Origin of the sequence: Actinomadura litoris (assembly GCF_009733595.1) — a bacterium.
Taxonomy (GTDB): Bacteria; Actinomycetota; Actinomycetes; order Streptosporangiales; family Streptosporangiaceae; genus Spirillospora; species Spirillospora litoris.
In genome coordinates this window covers 15,357-34,857 of record NZ_WOFH01000011.1, presented here as the reverse complement: position 1 = coordinate 34,857, position 19,501 = coordinate 15,357, and the positions used below count along the sequence as shown (strand labels likewise).

Here is a 19,501-nt window from a genome sequence, read left to right as displayed (position 1 = left end):
GGTGAGGCGACGCGCGGCCGCGTGCCCCACCGGGACGGCGCGGCTGTCTAGACGGGGCTGGGGCCGCCCTCGCCGGGGGCGTCGGTGAGGCGCTGGAGGTAGTTCTGCTCGCCGAGGGCCCGGACGAGCCCGATCTCGGTCTCCAGGTAGTCGATGTGCTGCTCCTCGTCGGCGAGGATGTCCTCGAAGATCCGCGCGGAGGTGACGTCGCCGCGCGAGCGCATCAGGTCGATGCCGGGGCGCAGCCGGGCCACGGCCTCCAGTTCGACCTGGAGGTCGGCTTCGAGCTGCTCGAAGACGGTCTGGCCGATCCGCAGCGTGCCGAGCTTCTGGTAGTTCGGCAGCCCCTCCAGGAACAGGATCCGGTCGGTGAGCCGCTCGGCGTGCCGCATCTCGTCGATGGACTCGTCCCGGGTGTGCTTCGCGATCCGCGTGTAGCCCCAGTTCTCCTGCATCTTGGAGTGCAGGAAGTACTGGTTGATGGCGGTCAGCTCGGCCGTGAGCTGCTCGTTCAGCAGCGCGATGATGTCCTTGTCGCCTTCCATATCGCCCCATGCTTCCACGCCGCGCGACCGGTGGACAGCACTGACCCCCGCACGGCGTGTGTCCGCCCCGGTGACGGGCGGGCCGTGCGGGTGCCGGAGACCGGGCTCAGGCGGCTGTGGGCGGCGCCGCTCCCCTCTTGCCGCGCTCGGGCTCCGACGCGATCGACTCCGCCGCGATCGGCCCCGGCCCGGTGGTCGCCGGCACGGTGGTCTCCGGCACGGTGGTCTCGGGGACGGTGGGCTCCGGGACGGCGGTTAGGGGGTGCGGCCCGCCGGTGAGGGCGTCCGCGAGATCGCTCGCGGTGCGGAACTCGCTCACCATGGCGTGGATCCGCTTGGTGCAGGAGCCGCAACCGGGCAACATGCCGCAGGCCGCCTTGACATCCTTGGCCGAGGTGCAGGCGCCGCCCGCCATGCAGCCGTACACGTCGTCCTCGGTGACGGCGTTGCAGATGCAGACGTACATGCCGGTGGGGGTACCTCCCGTGCGGGCCATCAGGCGATCCTGTGGGCCCCTGACCTGCGGCGTTAGGGCCCCCTCAATAAGGTTAGGCTCCCCTAAGGTAACCCACGTTTGTCGGTTCTGGCCAGGGGGCCCCTGACCGGTGTGAGCCACCCCTCACGGGGAAGGGCTTCCGTCGCATCGGACGGAAGGGTGGGACATTGGCTCAGCTCCGCCGTGCCGTGTCTGACGGCGCCCCCGCCGCCGCGGTGCCCGCCCCCGAGGCACCCCTCCCCGGCGAACCGCTCCCCGATGAACCGCTCCCCGATGAACCGGTGCCCGGCGCGCCGCTCCCCGACGCGCCGCTCCCGCACCGACCGCTCCCCGACGAAAAACCCCCAGAGGAAATCGTGTCCGAGGAACACACGGCCGAGGAGGCCGTCGCGGCGGAGGAACACTTCACCGCGCCCCCGTCCGGAACGTACCGGCTCCAGCTCCGCGGCACGCCGGAGGGCCGTTTCGGCTTCGCCGAGGCCGCCGCGCTCGCCCCCTATCTCGCGGCGCTCGGCGTGTCGCACGTGTACCTGTCGCCGATCTCGCAGGCGGCGCCCGGGTCCGCGCACGGCTACGACGTCGTCGACCACACCCGGCTGTCGGAGGAACTGGGCGGCCCCGAGGCGTTCGGCGCGATGGCCGCCCGCTTCCGCGCGCACGGGCTACGCCTGCTCGTGGACGTCGTCCCCAACCACATGGCCTTCCCCGAGCGCCGCGACCTGAGCCCGGCGCTCGCCGACGTGCTCGCGCGGGGGCCGGAGTCCGCGCACGCGGCGTGGTTCGACGTCGACTGGGACGCGGGCGGCGGACGCCTCGTCCCGCCCGGGGAGGGGGAGCCGAACTTCCGCCGGTTCTTCGACATCTCCGGGCTGATCGGGCTCCGCCAGGAGGACCCGGAGGTGTTCGAGCGGACGCACGGGCTGCCGCGCGAGCTGATCGAGGAGGGACTGGTCGACGGGCTGCGCGTGGACCACCCCGACGGGCTCGCCGATCCGCGCGGCTATCTGCGGCGACTGGCCGAGGTCGCGCCGGAGGGCTGGATCGTCGTCGAGAAGATCACCGAGGGCGAGGAGCGGCTCCCGCCGGACTGGCCCTGCGCGGGCACCACCGGCTACGACTCGCTCGGGATGGTCGGCGGCCTGTTCGTCGACCCGGACGGGGAGAAGCCGCTCACCGACCTGTACGCGTCGCTGACCGGCGGCCCGGACACGTTCGCGGGCGTCGCGCGCGGCGGCCGGCTGCACGCCGCCAGGCACGGCCTGAAGCCCGAGGTCGACCGGCTCGTGCGCGTCCTGCGCCGGGTCGCCGGGACGGATCGTCCGGGCCTTGAGCGGGCGCTGGTCGAGCTCCTCGTGGAGATGCCCGTCTACCGCGCGTACGTCGTGCCCGGCGAGGACGCCCCCCAGCGGGCCGTGGACGTCCTGGAGGAGGCCGCCAACCGCGCCCGCCTCCACCTCCCCCGGGAGCTCCACGGCGACCTGGAGACGCTCGTGGACCTGGCCCTGGGCCGGGGCGAGGTCTCCGACGCCGAGTTCATCGTCCGGTTCCAGCAGACGACGGCGCCGCTGGCGGCCAAGGGCGTGGAGGACACCGCGTTCTACCGGTGGAACCGCATGGCCGCTCTGAACGAGGTGGGCGGCGACCCGGGGCGCTTCTCCGTCGGCCAGGCGGACTTCCACTCGCACTGCATACGGCTCGCGCGCGACTGGCCGCTGACGATGACGACGCTGTCCACGCACGACACCAAGCGCGAGGAGGACGTGCGCGCATGGCTGGCCGTCCTGGCGGAGCTTCCGGGGGAGTGGGCCGAGGCCGTCGACCGGTGGTGGAACTGGTGGGGGCCGGGCGCCTCGCCCATGGAACCGGATCTGGAGTACCTGTTCTGGCAGACGCTCGTCGGCGCGTGGCCGCTCACCCCCGACCGGCTGACGGAGTACCTCACCAAGGCGATGCGCGAGGCGAAGACGAGCACCTCCTGGATCGACCAGGACGCCGCCTACGAGGAGGCCGTCCTCGCGTACGCGCGGCGCGTGCTGGCCGACCCCGACCTCGTCACCGACATGACGTCGTTCGTGCGGCGGCTCGCCCCCTACGCGCGGGTGAACACGCTCGGGCAGAAGCTCGTGCAGCTCGCCATGCCGGGCGTCCCGGACGTCTACCAGGGCTGCGAGCTGACCGGCCTCGCGCTCGTCGACCCCGACAACCGGCGGCCGGTCGACTACGGGCGGCGCCGCGAGAAGCTGCTCCGGCTCGACACCGGGCGGCGGCCGAAGGAGGTGGACGACGAGAAGCTCCTGGTCACCTCCCGGACGCTGCGGCTGCGCCGGTCCCGGCCCGGCTGGTTCGGCCCCGGCTCGCGGCACGAGCCCGTCGCCGCGCGCGGGCCCGCCGCCGACCATGTCGTGGCGTTCGCCCGGGGCGAGGCGGTCGTGGTCGCGACCCGGCTGCCGGTCGGGCTGGAGCGGCGCGGCGGCTGGGCCGGGACGACCCTGGACGTCGGAAGCGTGGGCTGGCGCGACGTCCTGACCGGCGCCACGCTGTGGGGCCCGGAGCTGGAGGCCGCCGACCTGTTCGCGCACCTGCCCGTGGCGCTGCTCGTTCCGCGGGCGATCGACAGATGAGCGCAGTTACCGGGGGGTGTGGGGGGTCTTCCCCCCACAAGGTAACGAGCGCACTGGCCGGGGGGCGTGGGGGTTCGTCCCCCCACGAGGTGATGAGCGCAGTTACCGGGGGGTGTGGGGGGTCTTCCCCTCGCAAGGGACAGGTGAGGTTCGAGGTGTGGGCACCGGCGGCCGGACGCGTCGCCGTGGCGGCGGCCGGTGCCCCGCATCCCATGGCCGCCGTGGAGGGCCGTCCCGGCTGGTGGTTCGCCGACGTCCCGTCGGCCGGGCACGGCACCGACTACGGCTTCCTGCTGGACGACGCGGAGGAGGCGCTGCCGGATCCGCGTTCCCGGTGGCAGCCGCATGGCGTGCACGGTCTGAGCCGCGTCTACGACCACGACCGCTTCGCATGGACCGACCACCGCTGGCATGGACGCCCGCTCCCCGGCAGCGTCCTCTACGAGCTGCACGTGGGCACGTTCACCCCCGAAGGCACCTTCGACGCGGCCACCGAACACCTGAACCACCTGGCCGCCCTGGGGGTGGACGCCGTGGAACTGCTCCCGGTCGCGTCCTTCCCGGGGCGGCACGGCTGGGGATACGACGGCGTTCACCTGTGGGCGCCGCACGAGCCCTATGGCGGCCCCGACGGGCTGAAGCGCTTCGTCGACGCCGCGCACGCGCACGGCATCGCCGTCGTCCTGGACGTCGTCTACAACCACCTGGGCCCGGACGGGAACCGCCTGGCGTCCTACGGCCCGTACTTCACCGCCGCGCACACCACGCCCTGGGGCGAGGCGGTGAACTTCGACCAGGAGGGCTCGGACGAGGTCCGCGCCTTCGCCGTCCAGAACGCGCTGATGTGGCTCCGCGACTTCCATCTGGACGGGCTCCGCCTGGACGCCGTCCACGCCATCAGCGACCAGAGCGCCGTCCACGTCCTGGAGGAGATGACCCGCGAGGTGGACGCGCTCTCCGCGCACCTGGGACGGGAACTGTTCCTCATCGCCGAATCCGATCTGAACGACCCGCGTCTGGTGACCTCCAGGGAAGCGGGCGGTTATGGCCTCGACGCGCAATGGAATGACGATTTCCACCATGCCCTGCATGCGGCGCTCACCGGAGAACGGCAGGGCTATTACTGCGACTTCGGTTCGATGGAGACCCTGGAGAAGGCCCTGACAAAGGTCTTCGTGCACGACGGGACGATGTCGTCCTACCGGGGGCGGCACCACGGCCGCCCCGTGGACCTCCGAACGACGCCCGCGCACAGGTTCGTGGGGTTCCTCCAGAACCACGACCAGGTCGGCAACCGCGCGTCCGGCGACCGCGTCGGCGCGTCGCTCCCGCCGGACCTCCTCAAGATCGGCGCGGCCCTGCTGCTGCTCGCGCCGTACACGCCGATGATCTTCATGGGCGAGGAGTGGGGCGCCTCCACCCCCTGGTGCTACTTCACCGACCACCGCGACCCGGACCTCGCCCGCGCGGTGAGCGAGGGGCGCCGCCGGGAGTTCGCCCGGCACGGCTGGGCGGACGACGTCCCCGATCCACAGGCTGTGGAAACTTTCCGCCGGTCGGCGCTCGACTGGGCCGAGCCCGCCGCGCGGCCGCACCGCGAGATGCTCGAATGGCACCGCGCGCTGATCACGCTCCGCCGTGCGAGACCGGAGCTGAACGACCCCGCCGCGCCCGCCGTCGAGACCGGCGACCGCTGGCTCACGATGCGGCGCGGCGGCGTCCACCTCGCCGCCAACCTGGGCGAACGTCCGGTCCGCCTCGACGTCCCCGGCGGTCGGCTGCTGCTCGCCTCGAACCCGGCGATCGACCTTCAACCGGACGTCAACGGCGATTCCCGGACCGTCACGCTGGCCCTTCCCGGCACCTGCGTCGCGGTACTCGGCTGACCGCGCGGCACCACCACGGCGACCACGCGCCACACGGGCGGCGGGCGACTTGACGGCAACATCCCGGTTCAGCCGGGAATAGTGGTGTTCGAGGATGTACTACGAGTGGCAAACCGCAGGTCAAGAGCGCGGCGGCGACCGGGCAATGTTCAAGAATGGTCATACGATCGGTCCATGACCTCAGTACTGCTCGCCGAGGACGACACGTCCATCTCCGAGCCTCTCGCCCGCGCGCTCCGCCGCGAGGGGTACACCGTCGAAGTCAGCCCGGACGGACCGCAGGCCCTGGAGCGGGCGCTCGGCGGCGGTGTGGACCTCATCGTCCTGGACCTGGGCCTGCCCGAGCTGGACGGCCTCGAAGTGGCCCGCCGGGTGCGTGCCGAGGGGCATGGCGTCCCCATACTGATCCTGACCGCCCGCGCCGACGAGGTCGACACCGTCGTCGGCCTGGACGCGGGCGCCGACGACTACGTGACCAAGCCGTTCCGGCTGGCCGAACTGCTCGCCCGGGTGCGGGCGCTGCTGCGCCGCGGCAGCACCGAGACGCCGATCGTCCAGGGGGTGCGGATCGACGCCGAGTCGCGCCGCGCCTGGATGGGCGAGCAGGAGCTCCAGCTCACCACCAAGGAGTTCGACCTGCTGCGCGTCCTCGTCCGCGACGCGGGCAAGGTCGTGACCCGCGAACAGATCATGCGCGAGGTGTGGGACACCAACTGGTGGGGTTCCACCAAGACCCTCGACATGCACATTTCCTGGCTGCGCCGCAAGCTCGGCGACGACGCCGGCAGCCCCCGCTACATCACCACGGTGCGGGGCGTCGGCTTCCGGTTCGAACGCGGCGACTAGTCCCCGCCGCCACGGCCGGCGGCGGCACCCCGGGCCTTCCCGAGAGGCCCGGGGCGGTGTTCGCGCGGCCGTGGCCACACCCTCCAAGGAGCCCTGATGAGGCGCCGACTCCTGCTGTCGACGCTCGCGGTGGCGGTCGTCGCGATACTGCTGCTCGGCATCCCCCTCGCCTTCGCCACCCGAAAGCTCATCTACGAGGAGGCCGGGCAGGCGCTGAACCGGGAGGCCGTCTCCATCGTCGGCGGCGTCGGCTACAGCCTGCAGACCCGCCAGCCCCTCACCGGCGACAAGATCGCCCAGGAGTACCCGGGCCGTGACATCGTCATCACGCTGCCCGACGGCCGGACGATCGTCGCGGGAGGCCGTCCCGACGCCTCCGAGCGGATGCTCACCGCCGCCGCGTCCGGCGGGAACGTGCGGGTGCGGGTGTACCGCCCCGCCGCCGAGGTGCAGGACGAGTCGCTCCGGCTGCTCGCGCTGATCGGCAGCCTCGCGCTGTTCGGCGTCGCCGTCACGGTCGGGCTCGCGATGTTCCAGGCCCGCAAGCTGACGCTCCCGCTGATCGACCTCGCCGAGACCGCCGACCGGCTCGGTACCGGCAACGCGCGCCCGCGCCGCCGCCGCTACGGCATCCCCGAGGTCGACCGCGTCGCCGAGGTGCTGGACCGCAGCGCCGTCCGGATCGCCGACCTGCTGGCCGCCAGCCGCGAGTTCGCCTCCGACGCCAGCCACCAGCTCCGCACCCCGCTGACCGCGCTGTCGATGCGGCTGGAGGAGATGATCGACGCCGCCGACTACCCCGACGTCGTCCGGGAGGAGGGCGTCGCGGCGGTCGCGCAGGCCGAGCGGCTCGTCGCGGTCGTCGAGCAGCTGCTCGCCCGCGCCCGCCACGACCGCACCGGCGGCGCCGTCGCGTCCCCGGTCGACGACATCATCGCCCAGCAGGTCGAGGAGTGGCGGCCGATCTTCCGCCGGGACGGGCGCGACGTCCGGATGACCGGCGAGCAGGGCCTGGTCGGCGTCACCAACCCCGAGGGCCTCTCCCAGATCGTCGCGACGCTGCTGGACAACTCGCTCATGCACGGCTCCGGCACCGTCACGATCAACACCAAGCCGGGCGCCGGATCGGTGGTCGTCGAGGTCGGCGACGAGGGCGCCGGGATCGCGCCCGAACTGGAGCCCCGCATCTTCGAGCGCAGCGTCAGCGGCGGCAAGGGCACCGGGCTCGGGCTCTACCTCGCCCGCTCGCTGGCCGCCGTGGACGGGGGACGGCTGGAACTCGTCCAGGCCCGTCCGGCGGTGTTCGGGGTGTTCCTCCGCCAGGCGACCGACGCGCGGCTCGCGTCCGAACGGGTGGTCATCGGCCCCGCGTGAGACCCGCGGCCCGCGTGAGACCCGCGGCGGCCTCAGTTGCCCGGGGTGACCTGGGCGTAGTCCTCGGCGGGGTGGGCGTCGAGCGGGTGCCCGAGCCGGGGGGAGGCGGCGTCGCGGCCGCCCGCCCGGTGCGCGCCGGGCCGCCCGTCGGGCACCTCGCCGCGGGAGGGGTCGTGCGGCGCCTCGGGCAGCCCCGAGGCCGGGTCGACCTGCGGCGCGCTCGTCGGCAGGAACACCCACTTCTTGTACGACCAGAAGCGGAACAGCGTGGCGACCCCGGTGCCGATCACCAGCGAGACGTTGTAGGGCAGCGCGCCGGACATGTCCAGCACGTAGCGGGTGAAGCCGATGAACAGCTCGGTGATCACCAGCCCTATCCCGTTCAGCGCGAAGAACAGCACGTACTCGCGGGTCAGGCCGGTGCGGTCGCGGTGCCGGAACGTCCAGTAGCGGTTCGCCAGGTAGGAGAACGTGGTGGCGACGACCGTGGCGATGCCGTTGGAGGTCAGCGGGCCCATGCCGAGGCCGGTGTGCAGGACGTTGCCGAGCGCGACAGTGATCACGAACGCGATGGCGCCCACGCTGCCGAACTTCGCGAGCTCGCGCACCAGGTGCGCGAACCGCCGTTGGAGATTGGCGACCAGGCTCACGAAACGGAACCGTCCCTTCCGGACTTGGACTTCGGCCAGGGAGCAGCGGCGGAGGCGCCGCTCCCACCGCGGAGGTATGACGAGGATAGACGCACGGGACCCCAGTGGCGTCGGAACATGAACGTTTCAGGCCGTCCGTGCGGTTCCCTCCCCGCTGTCCGGCCGTCCACACACGTTCGACGCGGGGGACGGGCGATTCGTTCGGTCCGGCCGCCGGATAGCCTTCTGACGTGACATCTCCAGCTCAGCGCCGCGCGCGGGAAGCCTCCCGGGAAGCCCCCCGGGAAGCGCCGCGAGAAGCACCCCGGGAAGTGCCGCCCGCCGCGGGCCGGGACGAGGCGCCCCGCAGGGTGGCGCGCACCACCCCCGTCGTCGGGATGGCGGGCGGCGGGCAGCTCGCCCGGATGACGCAGCAGGCGGCGATCGCGCTGGGCGTGCCGCTGCGCGTGCTGGCCGGGGCCGCCGACGACTCCGCCGCCAAGGTCGTCGCGGACGTCCGGACCGGCGACGACCGCTCGCTCGGCGACCTGCGCGCCTTCGCCCAGGGCTGCGACGTCGTCACCTTCGACCACGAGCACGTGCCGGGGCCGCACATCCAGGAGCTGGAGAGGTCGGGCGTGGCGTGCCGCCCGGGGTCGGCGGCCCTCGCCCACGCGCAGAACAAGCTGGTCATGCGCGACCGGCTCAGCGAGCTCGGCGTCCCCTGCCCCGCATACGCGCACGTCCCGTCCACCGCGCCGCTGCCCTTCCTGGAGTCCTGGGCCGGTGAGCACGGGTGGCCGCTCGTCCTCAAGGCCACCAGCGGCGGCTACGACGGCAAGGGCGTCTGGGTCGTCGAGGGCCTCTCCGGCGACGCGGGCGACCTCGTCCGGCGGCTGCTGGACGAGGGCGTCGACCTCATGGTCGAGCAGCACGTCCCGTTCCGGCGGGAGCTCGCCGCGCTCGTCGCCCGCTCCCCCTACGGGCAGGGCGCCGCGTACCCGATCGTGGAGACCGTCCAGGAGGGCGGGATCTGCACCGAGGTGATCTCGCCCGCGCCCGGCCTGTCCGGCGACCTCGCGGCCGAGGCGCAGCACCTCGCCCTCGACATCGCCGGACGGCTCGGCGTCACCGGCCTGCTCGCGGTCGAGCTGTTCGAGACCGACACGGGCCTGCTGGTCAACGAGCTGGCCATGCGCCCGCACAACTCCGGGCACTGGACGATCGAGGGCGCCCGCACGTCGCAGTTCGAGCAGCACCTGCGCGCCGTCCTCGACCTGCCGCTCGGCTCCACCGAGCCGACCGCGCCGTACACGGTGATGGCGAACGTCCTCGGCGGCGACGCCCCGGACGTGTTCGAGCGCTACTTCCACGTGATGGCCCACGACCCGGCCGTCAAGGTGCACCTGTACGGCAAGGACGTGCGGCCCGGCCGCAAGGTCGGTCATGTCACGGCGCTCGGCGCCGACCTGGACGAGGTCCGCGAGCGCGCGCGCCACGCGGCCGACTACCTGCGCTGGGGGAAGCGATGACGCTGGTGGGCGTGGTCATGGGCAGCGACTCCGACTGGCCGGTCATGAAGGCCGCCGGCGAGGCGCTGGAGGAGTTCGGCGTCCCCTACGAGGCCGACGTCGTCTCCGCGCACCGGATGCCGCACGACATGATCGCCTACGGTGAGCAGGCCGCCGGCCGGGGCCTGGCGGTGATCATCGCCGGGGCCGGCGGCGCCGCGCACCTGCCCGGCATGCTCGCCTCGGTGACGCCGCTCCCGGTGATCGGCGTGCCCGTCCCGCTGAAGTACCTGGACGGGATGGACTCGCTGCTGTCGATCGTCCAGATGCCCGCCGGGGTCCCGGTCGCCACCGTCGCGGTCGGCGCCGCCCGCAACGCGGGGCTCCTGGCCGTCCGCATCCTCGCCGCCGCCGACGAGGAGCTCCAGGCGAGGATGAAGGTCTTCCAGCGCGACCTCTACGGTCAGGCCAAGGCGAAGGGCGCCCGCCTGCGAGCCCAGCTCTGAGCGCCGCCCGCCGCTACCGGCGCTTCGCCCACTCGATCGCCGGGCACCGGTCCATGACGACGTCCAGGCCCGCGTCGCGCGCCCGCCGCCCGGCGGCTTCGTCGACCACGTCGAGCGGGAGCCACACGGCCTTCGCGCCGGCCGCGATCGCCTCGTCCACGACGGCGCCCGCGAACTCCGAGCGCCGGTAGACGCCCACGACGTCGACTTCCCCGGGGACGTCGGCCAGCGAGGCGTACGCCTGCTCGCCGAGGACCTCCTCGCCGTCCGGGTGCACGGGGATGATCCGCTTTCCCCGCCCCTGGAGCAGGCGCGCCTGGTTGTAGACCTCGCGCGCCGGGTTGGCGCCCAGGCCCACGAAGGCCCAGACCTTGGTGTCGCTCAACAACCGCTCGATGACGTCCGGCTCAGCAAAATGCCCCATACGTCGCACAACACGCCCGGGTTCCGGGGCGTTCCCGCCTAGGGGCGGCCGAGGGCGCGGTAGTTCCAGCCCGCGGCGCGCCAGCGTTCGGGGTCCAGGGCGTTGCGGCCGTCGACCAGGTTGCGCTCGGCGACGGCGCCGGCCAGGGCGTCGGGCTCCATGTCGCGGAACTCGGCCCACTCGGTCAGCAGCAGGACGACGTGCGCGCCGGCCGCCGCCGCGAGCGCCGACTCGCCGAAGTCCAGGGACGGGTGGGCGCGGCGGGCGTTGGGCATGGCCTGCGGGTCGTAGACGGTGACCTTGCCGCCCTGCGCGCGGATGGAGGCGGCCACGTCCAGGGCGGGGGAGTCGCGGACGTCGTCGGAGTTCGGCTTGAACGCGGCGCCGAGCACGCCGACCGTCCGGCCGATGAAGGAGCCGCCGAGCAGCTGCCGGGCGAGGTCCACCATGCGGATGCGGCGGCGGATGTTGATCTCGTCGACCTCGCGCAGGAACGTGAGCGCCTGGTCGGCGCCCAACTCGCCCGCGCGGGCCATGAACGCGCGGATGTCCTTGGGCAGGCAGCCGCCGCCGAAGCCGAGGCCGGGGCCGAGGAACCGGCCGCCGATCCGGTCGTCGTAGGAGAGCGCCTCCGAGAGCTTCGTCACGTCGGCGTGCGCGGCCTCGCAGACCTCGGCCATCGCGTTGATGAAGGAGATCTTGGTGGCGAGGAACGCGTTGGCCGACACCTTCACGAGCTCGGCGGTCGGGAAGTCGGCGGTGACGAGCGGGGTCCCGGCGCCCAGCGCGCTCGCGTAGACCTCGCGCAGGACCTTCTCGGCGTGCTCGGCGGCGCCCTGCTCGCCGGGCAGGCCGACCACGATCCGGTCGGGGTTCAGCGTGTCGTCGACGGCGAAGCCCTCGCGCAGGAACTCGGGGTTCCAGGCGAGGACGGCGTCGCCGCCGACGGGCGCGAGCCGGGCCAGCACGTCACCGAGCCGCGCGGCCGTCCCGACCGGGACCGTGGACTTGCCGACGACCAGGCAGGGCCGGGTCAGCAGCGGCGCCAGCGCCTCGACCGCCGCGTTCACGTAGGTCAGGTCGGCGGCGTACTCGCCCGACTTCTGCGGGGTGCCGACGCAGAGGAAGTGCACGTCGCCGAACTCGGCGGCCTCCGCGTAGGACGAGGTGAAGCGCAGCCGCCCGCTCTCCAGCCCCCGGCGCAGCACCGGTTCCAGCCCGGGTTCGTAGAAGGGCAGGTCACCGGCCGACAGCCGGGCGACCTTCTCCTCGTCCATGTCCAGGCCGAGGACCTCGAAGCCGAGGTCCGCCATGCAGGCGGCGTGCGTGGCGCCGAGGTAACCGGTTCCGATGACCGTCAGCCGGTGGGCCAAGTCGGGCTCCTCTCGGTTCGCCGCCGCCGCGGGGTCTCCGCGGGAGGGGGTGGCGAGCGGCGTTTGGCGGGGGTTCGCACATGGTGCGCGTGTCCGAAATCCTACGGGGTGCGGGGCCGGACGTCCCGCCGGCGGGTGATCGCCCGTTCACGCGGCCGCGCCCCCGTCCGGCACCGGACGGGGGCGCGGCCGCGCCTCACCCGGGCGTCAGTCGTGGGAGATGTCCACGATGACCTTGCCGTCCGGCCCCTTGCGCGGGGTCAGCCTGATCCCATTGAACACCGAGGTCCCGCCGACCGCGTTCGATCCGATCAGCCACTGCGTGGTGGTGGCCTTCGAGCCCTTGTTCCGCATGGTGAAGGTGACCTGGTCCCCCCTGACCTTGACGGCGATCGAGTCGGCGCCGTGCCTGCCGTCCAGCGGGATCTCCTGGCCGTCGCTGACCTCCACCTCGCAGGTGGCGTCCAGGCAGGCGCCGAGGTCGGTGCCGTCCTTGGCCTCCGCGGCCGCGGCCTTCGGGTTGCCCTTCGGCTTGGTCTTCGGTTTGCCCGGGCCCGCCTCCGGCGAGTCCGGGTCGGGTTGTGCCGCGGGCGCGTCCACCACGGGATGGCCCCCGGGGGTCGGCGCGGCGGATGCGAGATGAGTGTCGCTGCCGCAGCCCGTGAGGGCCAGTGCGGCGGCGGTCGTGGTGAGCAGGACGAGAACCCTTGCCGACATGCTGTGTGTCTCCTGACGGTCGCACGTGACTTCTCTCTGTCTGCCTATCATCACAGAGAGTAGCGATCAAGGGTGGTCGAGGTCAGGGCGGGTCGGGTCCGGTCGAGCCGGGGCTCAGGCGGAGGGGAGCTCGTCCACCAGGAGGGTCTGCAGGACGCGCCCGACGTCGCCGTCGCGGTCGGCCAGCGTGGCCTCGCACAGCGCGCTGCCCAGCGCGCTCGCGTGCAGCGCGGCGCCCATGCACAGCCATTCGCCGACCGGGTCGCGGTGCAGCGCGACGGTCAGGTCGGTGTTGATGATCAGCCACTTGGAGAGATCGAGCTGGCTGCCGACGCCGGACGCGCTGTCGGCCAGCACGAGCGCCCGCACGAGCGGCGTGTCGGCCTCGCCCGCGACGAGCGGGATCCGGGGCCGCGCCCAGACCACGCCGGGCCCGGGACGTCCGAGGGCGCCCTCGACCACGCGCCACTCCATCGCCGACAGGTAGCCGTCGAGGTGGGCGCCCTCCCACGCCACCAGCGGCGAGGCCGCCGCCGGCATCGGCGGCGGCGCGGGAGCGTGCCAGACCGAGGGGAGCCGCTCGGGCGCCGCGAGGATCCGCCAGGCGGTGGCACGTGCCACCGGCCGTCCCGCGTGCGTCATCTCCGCTTCGAGCAGCGCCACCCGCCGCCCCGGACGCAGGACCCGCGCCGTCACCGCCAGCTCCGCCACCGGGACGGGGCCGAGGATCTCCACCGTCACCCGGGCGATACGCGTGCGCGGCTTCGGGCCGTTCCGGGGGGTGTGGGGGGTCGTCCCCCCACCAGAGTTCGAGTCGTTCTGGGGGGTGTGGCGTGTCGTCCCCCCGCCAGAGTCCGGCTCGTGCCGTTCGAGGACGTGCCCGAGCAGGCCCGCGACCGGCCCGGCGTGCTGCGCGTGCGGCGACCAGGGGCCCGCCGTCGCCGGGGTGCTCGCGAACAGCCCGCCGCCGAGCGGCCGGTAGAACGCCTCCACAGGGACCTCCCTCGCTCCTAGAACCGCATTCTAGGGGAGGGCGTCCGGCGGGCCGCCGGGTGGTCGTGCCGTCAGTCGCAGAGCTTCTGGGTGGCCGTGCCGGTCTCCACCGCCGGGGTGCCGGACGAAGGCGTCGGGGTCGGCGACGCGCCGGTCACCTTGACCTTCTTCACCCCGTCCCAGTCGCCGCCGACCAGCACCTGGATGCGGCTCCCGAGCGAGGAGACCTTCTTCAGCCGCGCCCCCGGGATCGCGGCGGCGAGGGTCTTGGCCGAGTCCTCGCGGCCCGGGCCGTACTGGATCTGCGTCGTCTGGAGCCCGCGCCGCGCCACGCCGGGCACGACGGTCGCGTGAAATCCGGCCCGGTTCAACTCCCCGCCCGCGCGCGTCGCGAGCCCCCGGGTGCCGATCGCGTTGAGCACGCGCACCTGGATCTCGTCCGGTGGCACGGTCAACTCCTCGCCCGGCTTCTTGGTCGTCGGGCTCGCGCTCGGCTTCGGCTTCGGGGTCTCCTTGGCCAGCGCCTTGTCGCGCCGGATCCGGGTGAACAGGTCCCGCGCGCGGCGCTCGTCCCACTGGACGGTCGACTGCGGGGTCGAGGCGTTCCACAGCACGGTGTTGTAGTCGGGGTTGGCCAGCGGCACCTTCGCGAACGTCAGCCGGTCGGTCGAGAGGTCCTTCATCTGGTTGGCGAGCTTCGGCAGGTTCTTGGCGAGCTTCGGGTCGACGCGCAGCGACTTCAGCGCCGCGTTCAGGAACCGCGTCGACTTCACCGGGTCGCTCAGCGTCCTGGACGAGAGCGCCTGCTTCATCATCTGCGCCATGAACTGCTGCTGCCGGTCGATGCGCCCGAGGTCGCTGCCGCCGGTCAGCGTGTAGCGGGCGCGCGCGAACCCGAGCGCCTTCAGGCCGTCCACGTGCGACTTGCCCGCCGGGAGCTTCAGCCCGCTCTTGGCGTCGTCGATCGGCTGCTCGGTGCAGATGTCCACACCGCCGAGCGCGTCCACCATGTTGACGAAGCCGTAGAAGTTGACCTCGACGTAGTGGTCGATGGACACGCCGGTGGCCCGCTTGATCGTGTCGACGGTCAGGTCGGGCCCGCCGAACTGGTAGGCCCAGGTCAGCTTGCCGGGACGGGCCGGGACCCGCGCCCCCTTCGCGCCCTCCGAGCCGTTCGAGTCGTGCGCCGGGATCGTGACGTAGGAGTCGCGCGGCAGGTTCACGACCGACACGTCGTCGTGGTCGCGGGAGATGTGCAGCAGCATCATCGTGTCGGACCGCTCGCCCGGCTCGTGCCCGAGCCTGGCCGCCCGCTGCTGCTCGCGCGTCAGCCCCTCGCGCCGGTCGACGCCCGCGACCAGGATCGTCATCGCGCCCTTCGGCGCGTCCTTGCCCTTGCCGAGCCCGCCGACCGACACCTTGTCGATCGCGCCGGTCACGTAGTTCTGGAAGGCCCACGCGCCGCCGGAGGTCAGCAGCACGAACGCCGACATCGTTCCGGTGACCATGAGGAAACGGCGCTGCCGCCGGGCGCTCACCGCCGCGCGCGGGCTCAGCGTCGGCCCCGGGCGGCGGGGCCCGCGGCCCTCCACCGGCACCCTCGGGGCGGGCATGCCCTCGATGGTCACGCCCTCGATATCGCCCTCGTCGCCGGACCCCGGACCCTTCGCCGCGCCCCCCGGGCGGGGCCGGAAGTAGTGTTCCAGCGGGTCGGAGTCGCCTCGACCTGAGTCGTGCCCGTCTGCCATGCGACCGCCCGCCTCCCCAAGGACTGCCATCCAGCGCGTGTCGACGCGAGTGCCCCCCACTCTAAAGTGGGAGACACCCGTCCGATGGCTACCTGGACCTCGTGTCCTTGCAGTAACGTGGCGCCGACTTGACCACACCCGGCGGCCCGCACGTGATCCTGGGTGGCGTGGGCCGCGTCAGGCAAGCCAGCGAGAGAGAGGAAGGGGGGCCTCCTCCGGCCGGTAGGTCGAGGTGTGTCCGCGAGCCCATATGAACCCGTCTCCCCACGCCAAGCAGGCCCAGCAGACCGGAGAGCGGCCGGCGCCGGAGCCGGTGCCGCAGCCGGAGCCAGTGCCGCAGCCCGAGCCGCGTGCCGCCGCCGGCGAGCGCACGTGGCCGGCCGTGTCGGTGGTGATGCCGGTGCTCAACGAGCAGCGCCACCTGACCGACGCCGTCCGGCGCATCCTCACCCAGGACTATCCCGGCGAGCTTGAGCTGGTCCTGGCGATCGGGCCCTCGCGCGACCGCACCGAGGAGATCTCCCGCAGGCTGGCCGGGGAGGACGCCCGCATCGTCGTGGTCGCGAACCCGACCGGCCGCACCCCGCAGGGCCTCAACATCGCGATCAAGGCGTCGCAGTACTCGATCATCGTCCGGGTGGACGGCCACTCGCTGCTGCCGCCCGACTACGTCCGCGCGGCGGTCGAGACGATGGAGGAGTCCGGCGCCGACAACGTGGGCGGCATCATGGCCGCCGAGGGCGTCACCGCGTTCGAGAAGGCCGTCGCGCGCGCGATGACCTCCAAGCTCGGCGTCGGCAACGCCCGCTTCCACACCGGCGGCGAGGCCGGCGAGGTCGAGACCGTCTACCTCGGCACGTTCCGCCGCAGCGCGCTGGAGCGGGTCGGCGGCTACGACGAGACCTTCACCCGCGCCCAGGACTGGGAGATGAACCACCGCATCCGGCAGAGCGGCGGGCGGATCTTCTTCACCCCCCGGATGCGCGTCACCTACCGCCCCCGGCCCAACCTGCGGGCCCTCGCCAAGCAGTACTTCCACACCGGGCGCTGGCGCCGCGTCGTCGGGCGCGAGCACCAGGGCACGCTCAACCTGCGCTACCTCGCGCCGCCGATCGCCGTGCTGGCGATCACCGCGGGCGTGGTGGCGGGCGCGGTCGGCTTCTGGCCGGGCTGGATCCTGCCCGGCGGCTACGCGGCGGCGATGGTCGCGGGCGCCGCCGTCGAGGGGCGGGGCCTGCCGGTGTCGGCGTGGCTGCGCCTCCCGCTGGTCTTCGCGACCATGCACCTCACCTGGGGTGTCGGCTTCCTCACCAGCCCGCCCGGGCTCGGCCAGCCCGCTCCGGCCAAACCAGGAGAAGCCGTCCGATAGCGGGCAGCCCGCTCCTCCCCTGAACCCCCGTGCGCTCAGGTACGTCTGAGGGTTAGGTTGGCGGTCATGCCGCCAACCGACGAGGAGGTGGGCATGTCCAACAGCGCACGTCACGTGATAGGCGCGCTGATCGGTCTGATCATCACGCCACTGGTGGCCGGGGCCCTGCTGTACGGCGCCCAGAAACTCGGGTTCGGCATCCGGCTGTCGGCCTACACGGGCCGGGCGGGCGGCAGCGACAAGTGGGTCGGCGCGGCGCTGCTGATCCTGGTCGCGGCCGTCCTCGGGGTGTCGGCGGGGTCGCGGCTCTCGCCGCTCGCCTCGCTCGTCCCCGGCGTCGCGTTCGCCTCCGTCGGGGTCCTGTGGGTGCTCGCCCCCAACTGGGCGGCCGAGAACACCGTGCGGGACTTCGCCCCCGACAGGTTCACGGTCGGGTACATGACGCTGGCGTCCTACGGCGGCTTCCTGGTCATCGGGGTGCTGCTGATCGTGGCCTCGCTCGCGCCGTCCCGCTGGACGGCGAGCACCGCGGGCGCGGCGCCGCGCTTCGGCGGCCCGCCGCCCGCGCCGCTCGGCCCGTCGCCGGGACGACCGATGTCCGCCCCGATGGGCGGCCAGATGGCCCCTCCGCCGCTGCTGGGCGCGCCCCCCGGGCACGCGGCCCCTCCGCCCGGCGCTCCGGGGCGTCCGCCGCAGGACCAGCCGTGGCAGCCGCCGAGCGGCCCGTACGGCCACCCCGCACATCCCGCGCAGCCCGCTCCCGGCGCTCCCGGGGCGCCCGGGGCGCCGGGCAGCTCGCCCAGCCCGTTCGCGCCGCCGCCCGCACAGAGCCCGAAGCCGTCGTCGCCGCAGGGCGGCTCGGGCGAGGGCGTCGGCGAGTGGACGCAGATGTACGGCGGCGACGACCTGCGCGGCGAGGGGAAGGACCGCTCCTGACCCGCCTCAGCGCACGGCGGCGAGCACCCCGGGGACGTCGTTGACCACCATCGCGTCGACCCCGGCCGCCTTGTAGTCGGGCGCGCGCTCGGCGGACGGGCACCAGACGACGACGTCCAGGCCCGCCTTGTGGGCCTGCTCGACGCAGCGCTCCAGCGGGCGCAGCCGCGTGTCGGGGTGCTCGAACCCGCACGACCCGGTGTGCGGCGCGACGGCCTGGAGGCCGAGGCCCGCCGCCGCCGGGACGGCGTGCCACAGCGGGAACCGCAGCCAGGTCAGCAGCCCCAGCGGGACGCCCGGCAGCTCCTCGCGCAGGAACACCAGCAGCGACGGGTCGAACGAGGTCACCAGCAACCGGCGGCGCCGCGCCTCGCGCCGCAGCACCGGCAGCAGCAGCGCGCCGGTGCGCCGGGACGGGTCGTCGGTCGCGTCCTCCAGGACGGTCTTGACGTCCACGTCCACCGCGACCTCGGCGGGCAGGCCCTCGAAGATCTCCTCCAGCAGCGGTAGCCCGGTGGCCTCGGCGGGCAGCTCGACCACATGGTCGCCCTCGGGGGTCGTCGGGTCGTGCCGCAGGACGAGCCGGTCGTCGGCGGTGCGCGTCACGTCGATCTCGACCCATGACGCCCCCGCCTCGACGGCCGCGAGCATCGAGGGCAGCGTGTTCTCCACGACCGACGACGTGCCGCCGGGCGGCGTCAGCGTGCCCGAACCGAGGCCCCGGTGGCCGATGACGGCGGGCGTCCGCTCGAAGATCACAGTGATTTCCCGTCGGCGAGGTGTTCGGCGATCACCACGTCCAGCGGGCGGGTGACCTTGAGGTTGCGCTCGTCGCCCGCGACGACCCGGATCGGCACGTCCGGCAGGTAGCGGTGGACGATGCCGCAGTCGTCGGTCGCGCGCAGCCCGGGGTCGGCCAGCGCCAGCTCGTAGCCCTTGCGGATGGTGCCGAGCCGGAACCCCTGCGGCGTCTGGAACCGCACGGTCGTGTCGCGCGGCGGCATCGAGGCGACGAGCCCGTCCTCCACCACGACGATCGTGTCGGACGAGGGGACGCCCACCGCGACGGCCTCGTGCGTCTCCAGCGCGTCCAGCACCCGGCCGATCACCTCGGCGTCCACGAACGGGCGGGCGGCGTCGTGGAACAGCACCCGCGTCTCGTCGGCGTGGCCCTCCAGGCGGCGCAGCGCGGCCACCGAGGAGGCGGTGCGGGTCTCGCCGCCCTCGACCACCGCGCTCACGCGGCGGAACGGCGCCGCGATCGCCGCGGCCTCCCGCAGGTGCGCCGCCGCCATCACGACGAGGACCTCGTCCACCCCCGGATGCGCGTCGAACGCCGCGATCGAGCGCGCGAGGATCGTGCGCCCGCCGACCTCGACCAGCTGCTTGGGGCGCCCCGCGCCCAGCCGGGCGCCGATCCCCCCGGCGAGTACCACCGCCACCGTCCGCGTCGCCATCTCACCCCGTTCGTCACGACCCGAAGTCATTCAAGCACTACGCTGAGCGTCCGCGTGCCACGTACCGGAC

Annotated in this window: 18 protein-coding genes; 8 read left to right on the top strand and 10 right to left on the bottom strand. The window is 73.4% G+C overall.

The genetic code is table 11. The features are described 5' to 3' along the window. Positions 1–47 precede the first annotated feature (47 nt). Both bfr and GNZ18_RS41520 read right to left on the bottom strand, forming a co-directional pair. Positions 48–545 carry a bacterioferritin gene (bfr, locus tag GNZ18_RS27790; protein WP_156219525.1) on the bottom strand — a complete coding sequence of 166 codons (498 nt, stop codon included), beginning with the start codon at positions 543–545 and terminating at the stop codon, positions 48–50. Between the two features lie 106 nt (positions 546–651). Next, positions 652–1,041, bottom strand: a complete 390-nt coding sequence (locus GNZ18_RS41520) for a (2Fe-2S)-binding protein (RefSeq protein ID WP_216651468.1) — start codon at positions 1,039–1,041, stop codon at positions 652–654. 356 nt (positions 1,042–1,397) lie between these two features. Here GNZ18_RS41520 and treY point away from each other — a divergent pair, with 356 nt between their 5' ends. From treY to GNZ18_RS27765, 4 genes are all read left to right on the top strand, one after another. Beyond that, positions 1,398–3,662 (top strand): malto-oligosyltrehalose synthase, encoded by a 2,265-nt coding sequence (gene treY, locus GNZ18_RS27780; protein WP_312874787.1) that lies wholly within the window; start codon positions 1,398–1,400, stop codon positions 3,660–3,662. A 143-nt stretch (positions 3,663–3,805) separates the two neighbouring features. Next, entirely contained in the window at positions 3,806–5,548 is a 1,743-nt protein-coding gene (gene treZ / locus GNZ18_RS27775) for a malto-oligosyltrehalose trehalohydrolase (protein ID WP_312874786.1), read from the top strand. Between the two features lie 174 nt (positions 5,549–5,722). Beyond that, the gene (locus GNZ18_RS27770; RefSeq protein ID WP_026402549.1) at positions 5,723–6,394 is read left to right on the top strand and encodes a response regulator transcription factor; all 672 of its coding nucleotides are present in this window, start codon (positions 5,723–5,725) and stop codon (positions 6,392–6,394) included. Between the two features lie 96 nt (positions 6,395–6,490). Further along, the gene (locus GNZ18_RS27765) at positions 6,491–7,768 is read left to right on the top strand and encodes an ATP-binding protein (RefSeq protein ID WP_156219523.1); all 1,278 of its coding nucleotides are present in this window, start codon (positions 6,491–6,493) and stop codon (positions 7,766–7,768) included. Positions 7,769–7,800: 32 nt separating this feature from the next. Here the strand turns inward: GNZ18_RS27765 and GNZ18_RS27760 are convergent, their stop codons facing one another. Next, positions 7,801–8,418: a GtrA family protein gene (locus GNZ18_RS27760; protein ID WP_214618367.1), complete on the bottom strand. Its 618-nt coding sequence runs from the start codon at positions 8,416–8,418 to the stop codon at positions 7,801–7,803. A gap of 350 nt (positions 8,419–8,768) precedes the next feature. Between GNZ18_RS27760 and GNZ18_RS27755 the strand changes: the two genes are divergently transcribed. Together GNZ18_RS27755 and purE are read left to right on the top strand one after the other, a co-directional pair. Continuing rightward, positions 8,769–9,929, top strand: coding sequence for a 5-(carboxyamino)imidazole ribonucleotide synthase (locus GNZ18_RS27755; RefSeq protein ID WP_374225464.1), 1,161 nt, complete (start codon positions 8,769–8,771; stop codon positions 9,927–9,929). After that, positions 9,926–10,414 carry a 5-(carboxyamino)imidazole ribonucleotide mutase gene (purE, locus tag GNZ18_RS27750; RefSeq protein WP_156219521.1) on the top strand — a complete coding sequence of 163 codons (489 nt, stop codon included), beginning with the start codon at positions 9,926–9,928 and terminating at the stop codon, positions 10,412–10,414. The genes GNZ18_RS27755 and purE overlap by 4 nt, the downstream gene beginning before the upstream one ends. 13 nt (positions 10,415–10,427) lie before the next feature. Here the strand turns inward: purE and GNZ18_RS27745 are convergent, their stop codons facing one another. The 5 genes from GNZ18_RS27745 to GNZ18_RS27725 all read right to left on the bottom strand — a co-directional run bounded on the left by GNZ18_RS27745 (position 10,428) and on the right by GNZ18_RS27725 (position 15,669). Beyond that, positions 10,428–10,838 carry a CoA-binding protein gene (locus GNZ18_RS27745; protein WP_156219520.1) on the bottom strand — a complete coding sequence of 137 codons (411 nt, stop codon included), beginning with the start codon at positions 10,836–10,838 and terminating at the stop codon, positions 10,428–10,430. Between the two features lie 38 nt (positions 10,839–10,876). Next, positions 10,877–12,211 carry a UDP-glucose dehydrogenase family protein gene (locus tag GNZ18_RS27740; RefSeq protein ID WP_156219519.1) on the bottom strand — a complete coding sequence of 445 codons (1,335 nt, stop codon included), beginning with the start codon at positions 12,209–12,211 and terminating at the stop codon, positions 10,877–10,879. 207 nt (positions 12,212–12,418) lie between these two features. Next, positions 12,419–12,928, bottom strand: a complete 510-nt coding sequence (locus tag GNZ18_RS27735; protein ID WP_156219518.1) for a hypothetical protein — start codon at positions 12,926–12,928, stop codon at positions 12,419–12,421. Positions 12,929–13,042: 114 nt separating this feature from the next. Next, complete coding sequence (locus GNZ18_RS27730; RefSeq protein WP_312874785.1) at positions 13,043–13,921, bottom strand: thioesterase family protein; 879 nt, start codon at positions 13,919–13,921, stop codon at positions 13,043–13,045. A gap of 71 nt (positions 13,922–13,992) precedes the next feature. Beyond that, positions 13,993–15,669: an LCP family protein gene (locus tag GNZ18_RS27725; RefSeq protein WP_156219517.1), complete on the bottom strand. Its 1,677-nt coding sequence runs from the start codon at positions 15,667–15,669 to the stop codon at positions 13,993–13,995. Positions 15,670–15,919: 250 nt separating this feature from the next. On the opposite strand from GNZ18_RS27725, the gene GNZ18_RS27720 reads away from it, so the two are divergent. Beyond that, on the top strand, positions 15,920–17,038 hold the full coding sequence (locus tag GNZ18_RS27720) for a glycosyltransferase family 2 protein (protein ID WP_156219516.1): 1,119 nt from the start codon (positions 15,920–15,922) through the stop codon (positions 17,036–17,038). 66 nt (positions 17,039–17,104) lie between these two features. Further along, the gene (locus GNZ18_RS27715) at positions 17,105–17,974 is read left to right on the top strand and encodes a hypothetical protein (RefSeq protein WP_156219515.1); all 870 of its coding nucleotides are present in this window, start codon (positions 17,105–17,107) and stop codon (positions 17,972–17,974) included. A 6-nt stretch (positions 17,975–17,980) separates the two neighbouring features. Here the strand turns inward: GNZ18_RS27715 and GNZ18_RS27710 are convergent, their stop codons facing one another. Further along, a complete protein-coding gene (locus tag GNZ18_RS27710; RefSeq protein WP_214618373.1) occupies positions 17,981–18,733 on the bottom strand; it encodes a glycerophosphodiester phosphodiesterase in 753 nt (250 codons plus the stop codon). Next, the gene (gene ispD / locus GNZ18_RS27705) at positions 18,730–19,431 is read right to left on the bottom strand and encodes a 2-C-methyl-D-erythritol 4-phosphate cytidylyltransferase (RefSeq protein ID WP_156219514.1); all 702 of its coding nucleotides are present in this window, start codon (positions 19,429–19,431) and stop codon (positions 18,730–18,732) included. The genes GNZ18_RS27710 and ispD overlap by 4 nt, the downstream gene beginning before the upstream one ends. Positions 19,432–19,501: the final 70 nt, after the last annotated feature.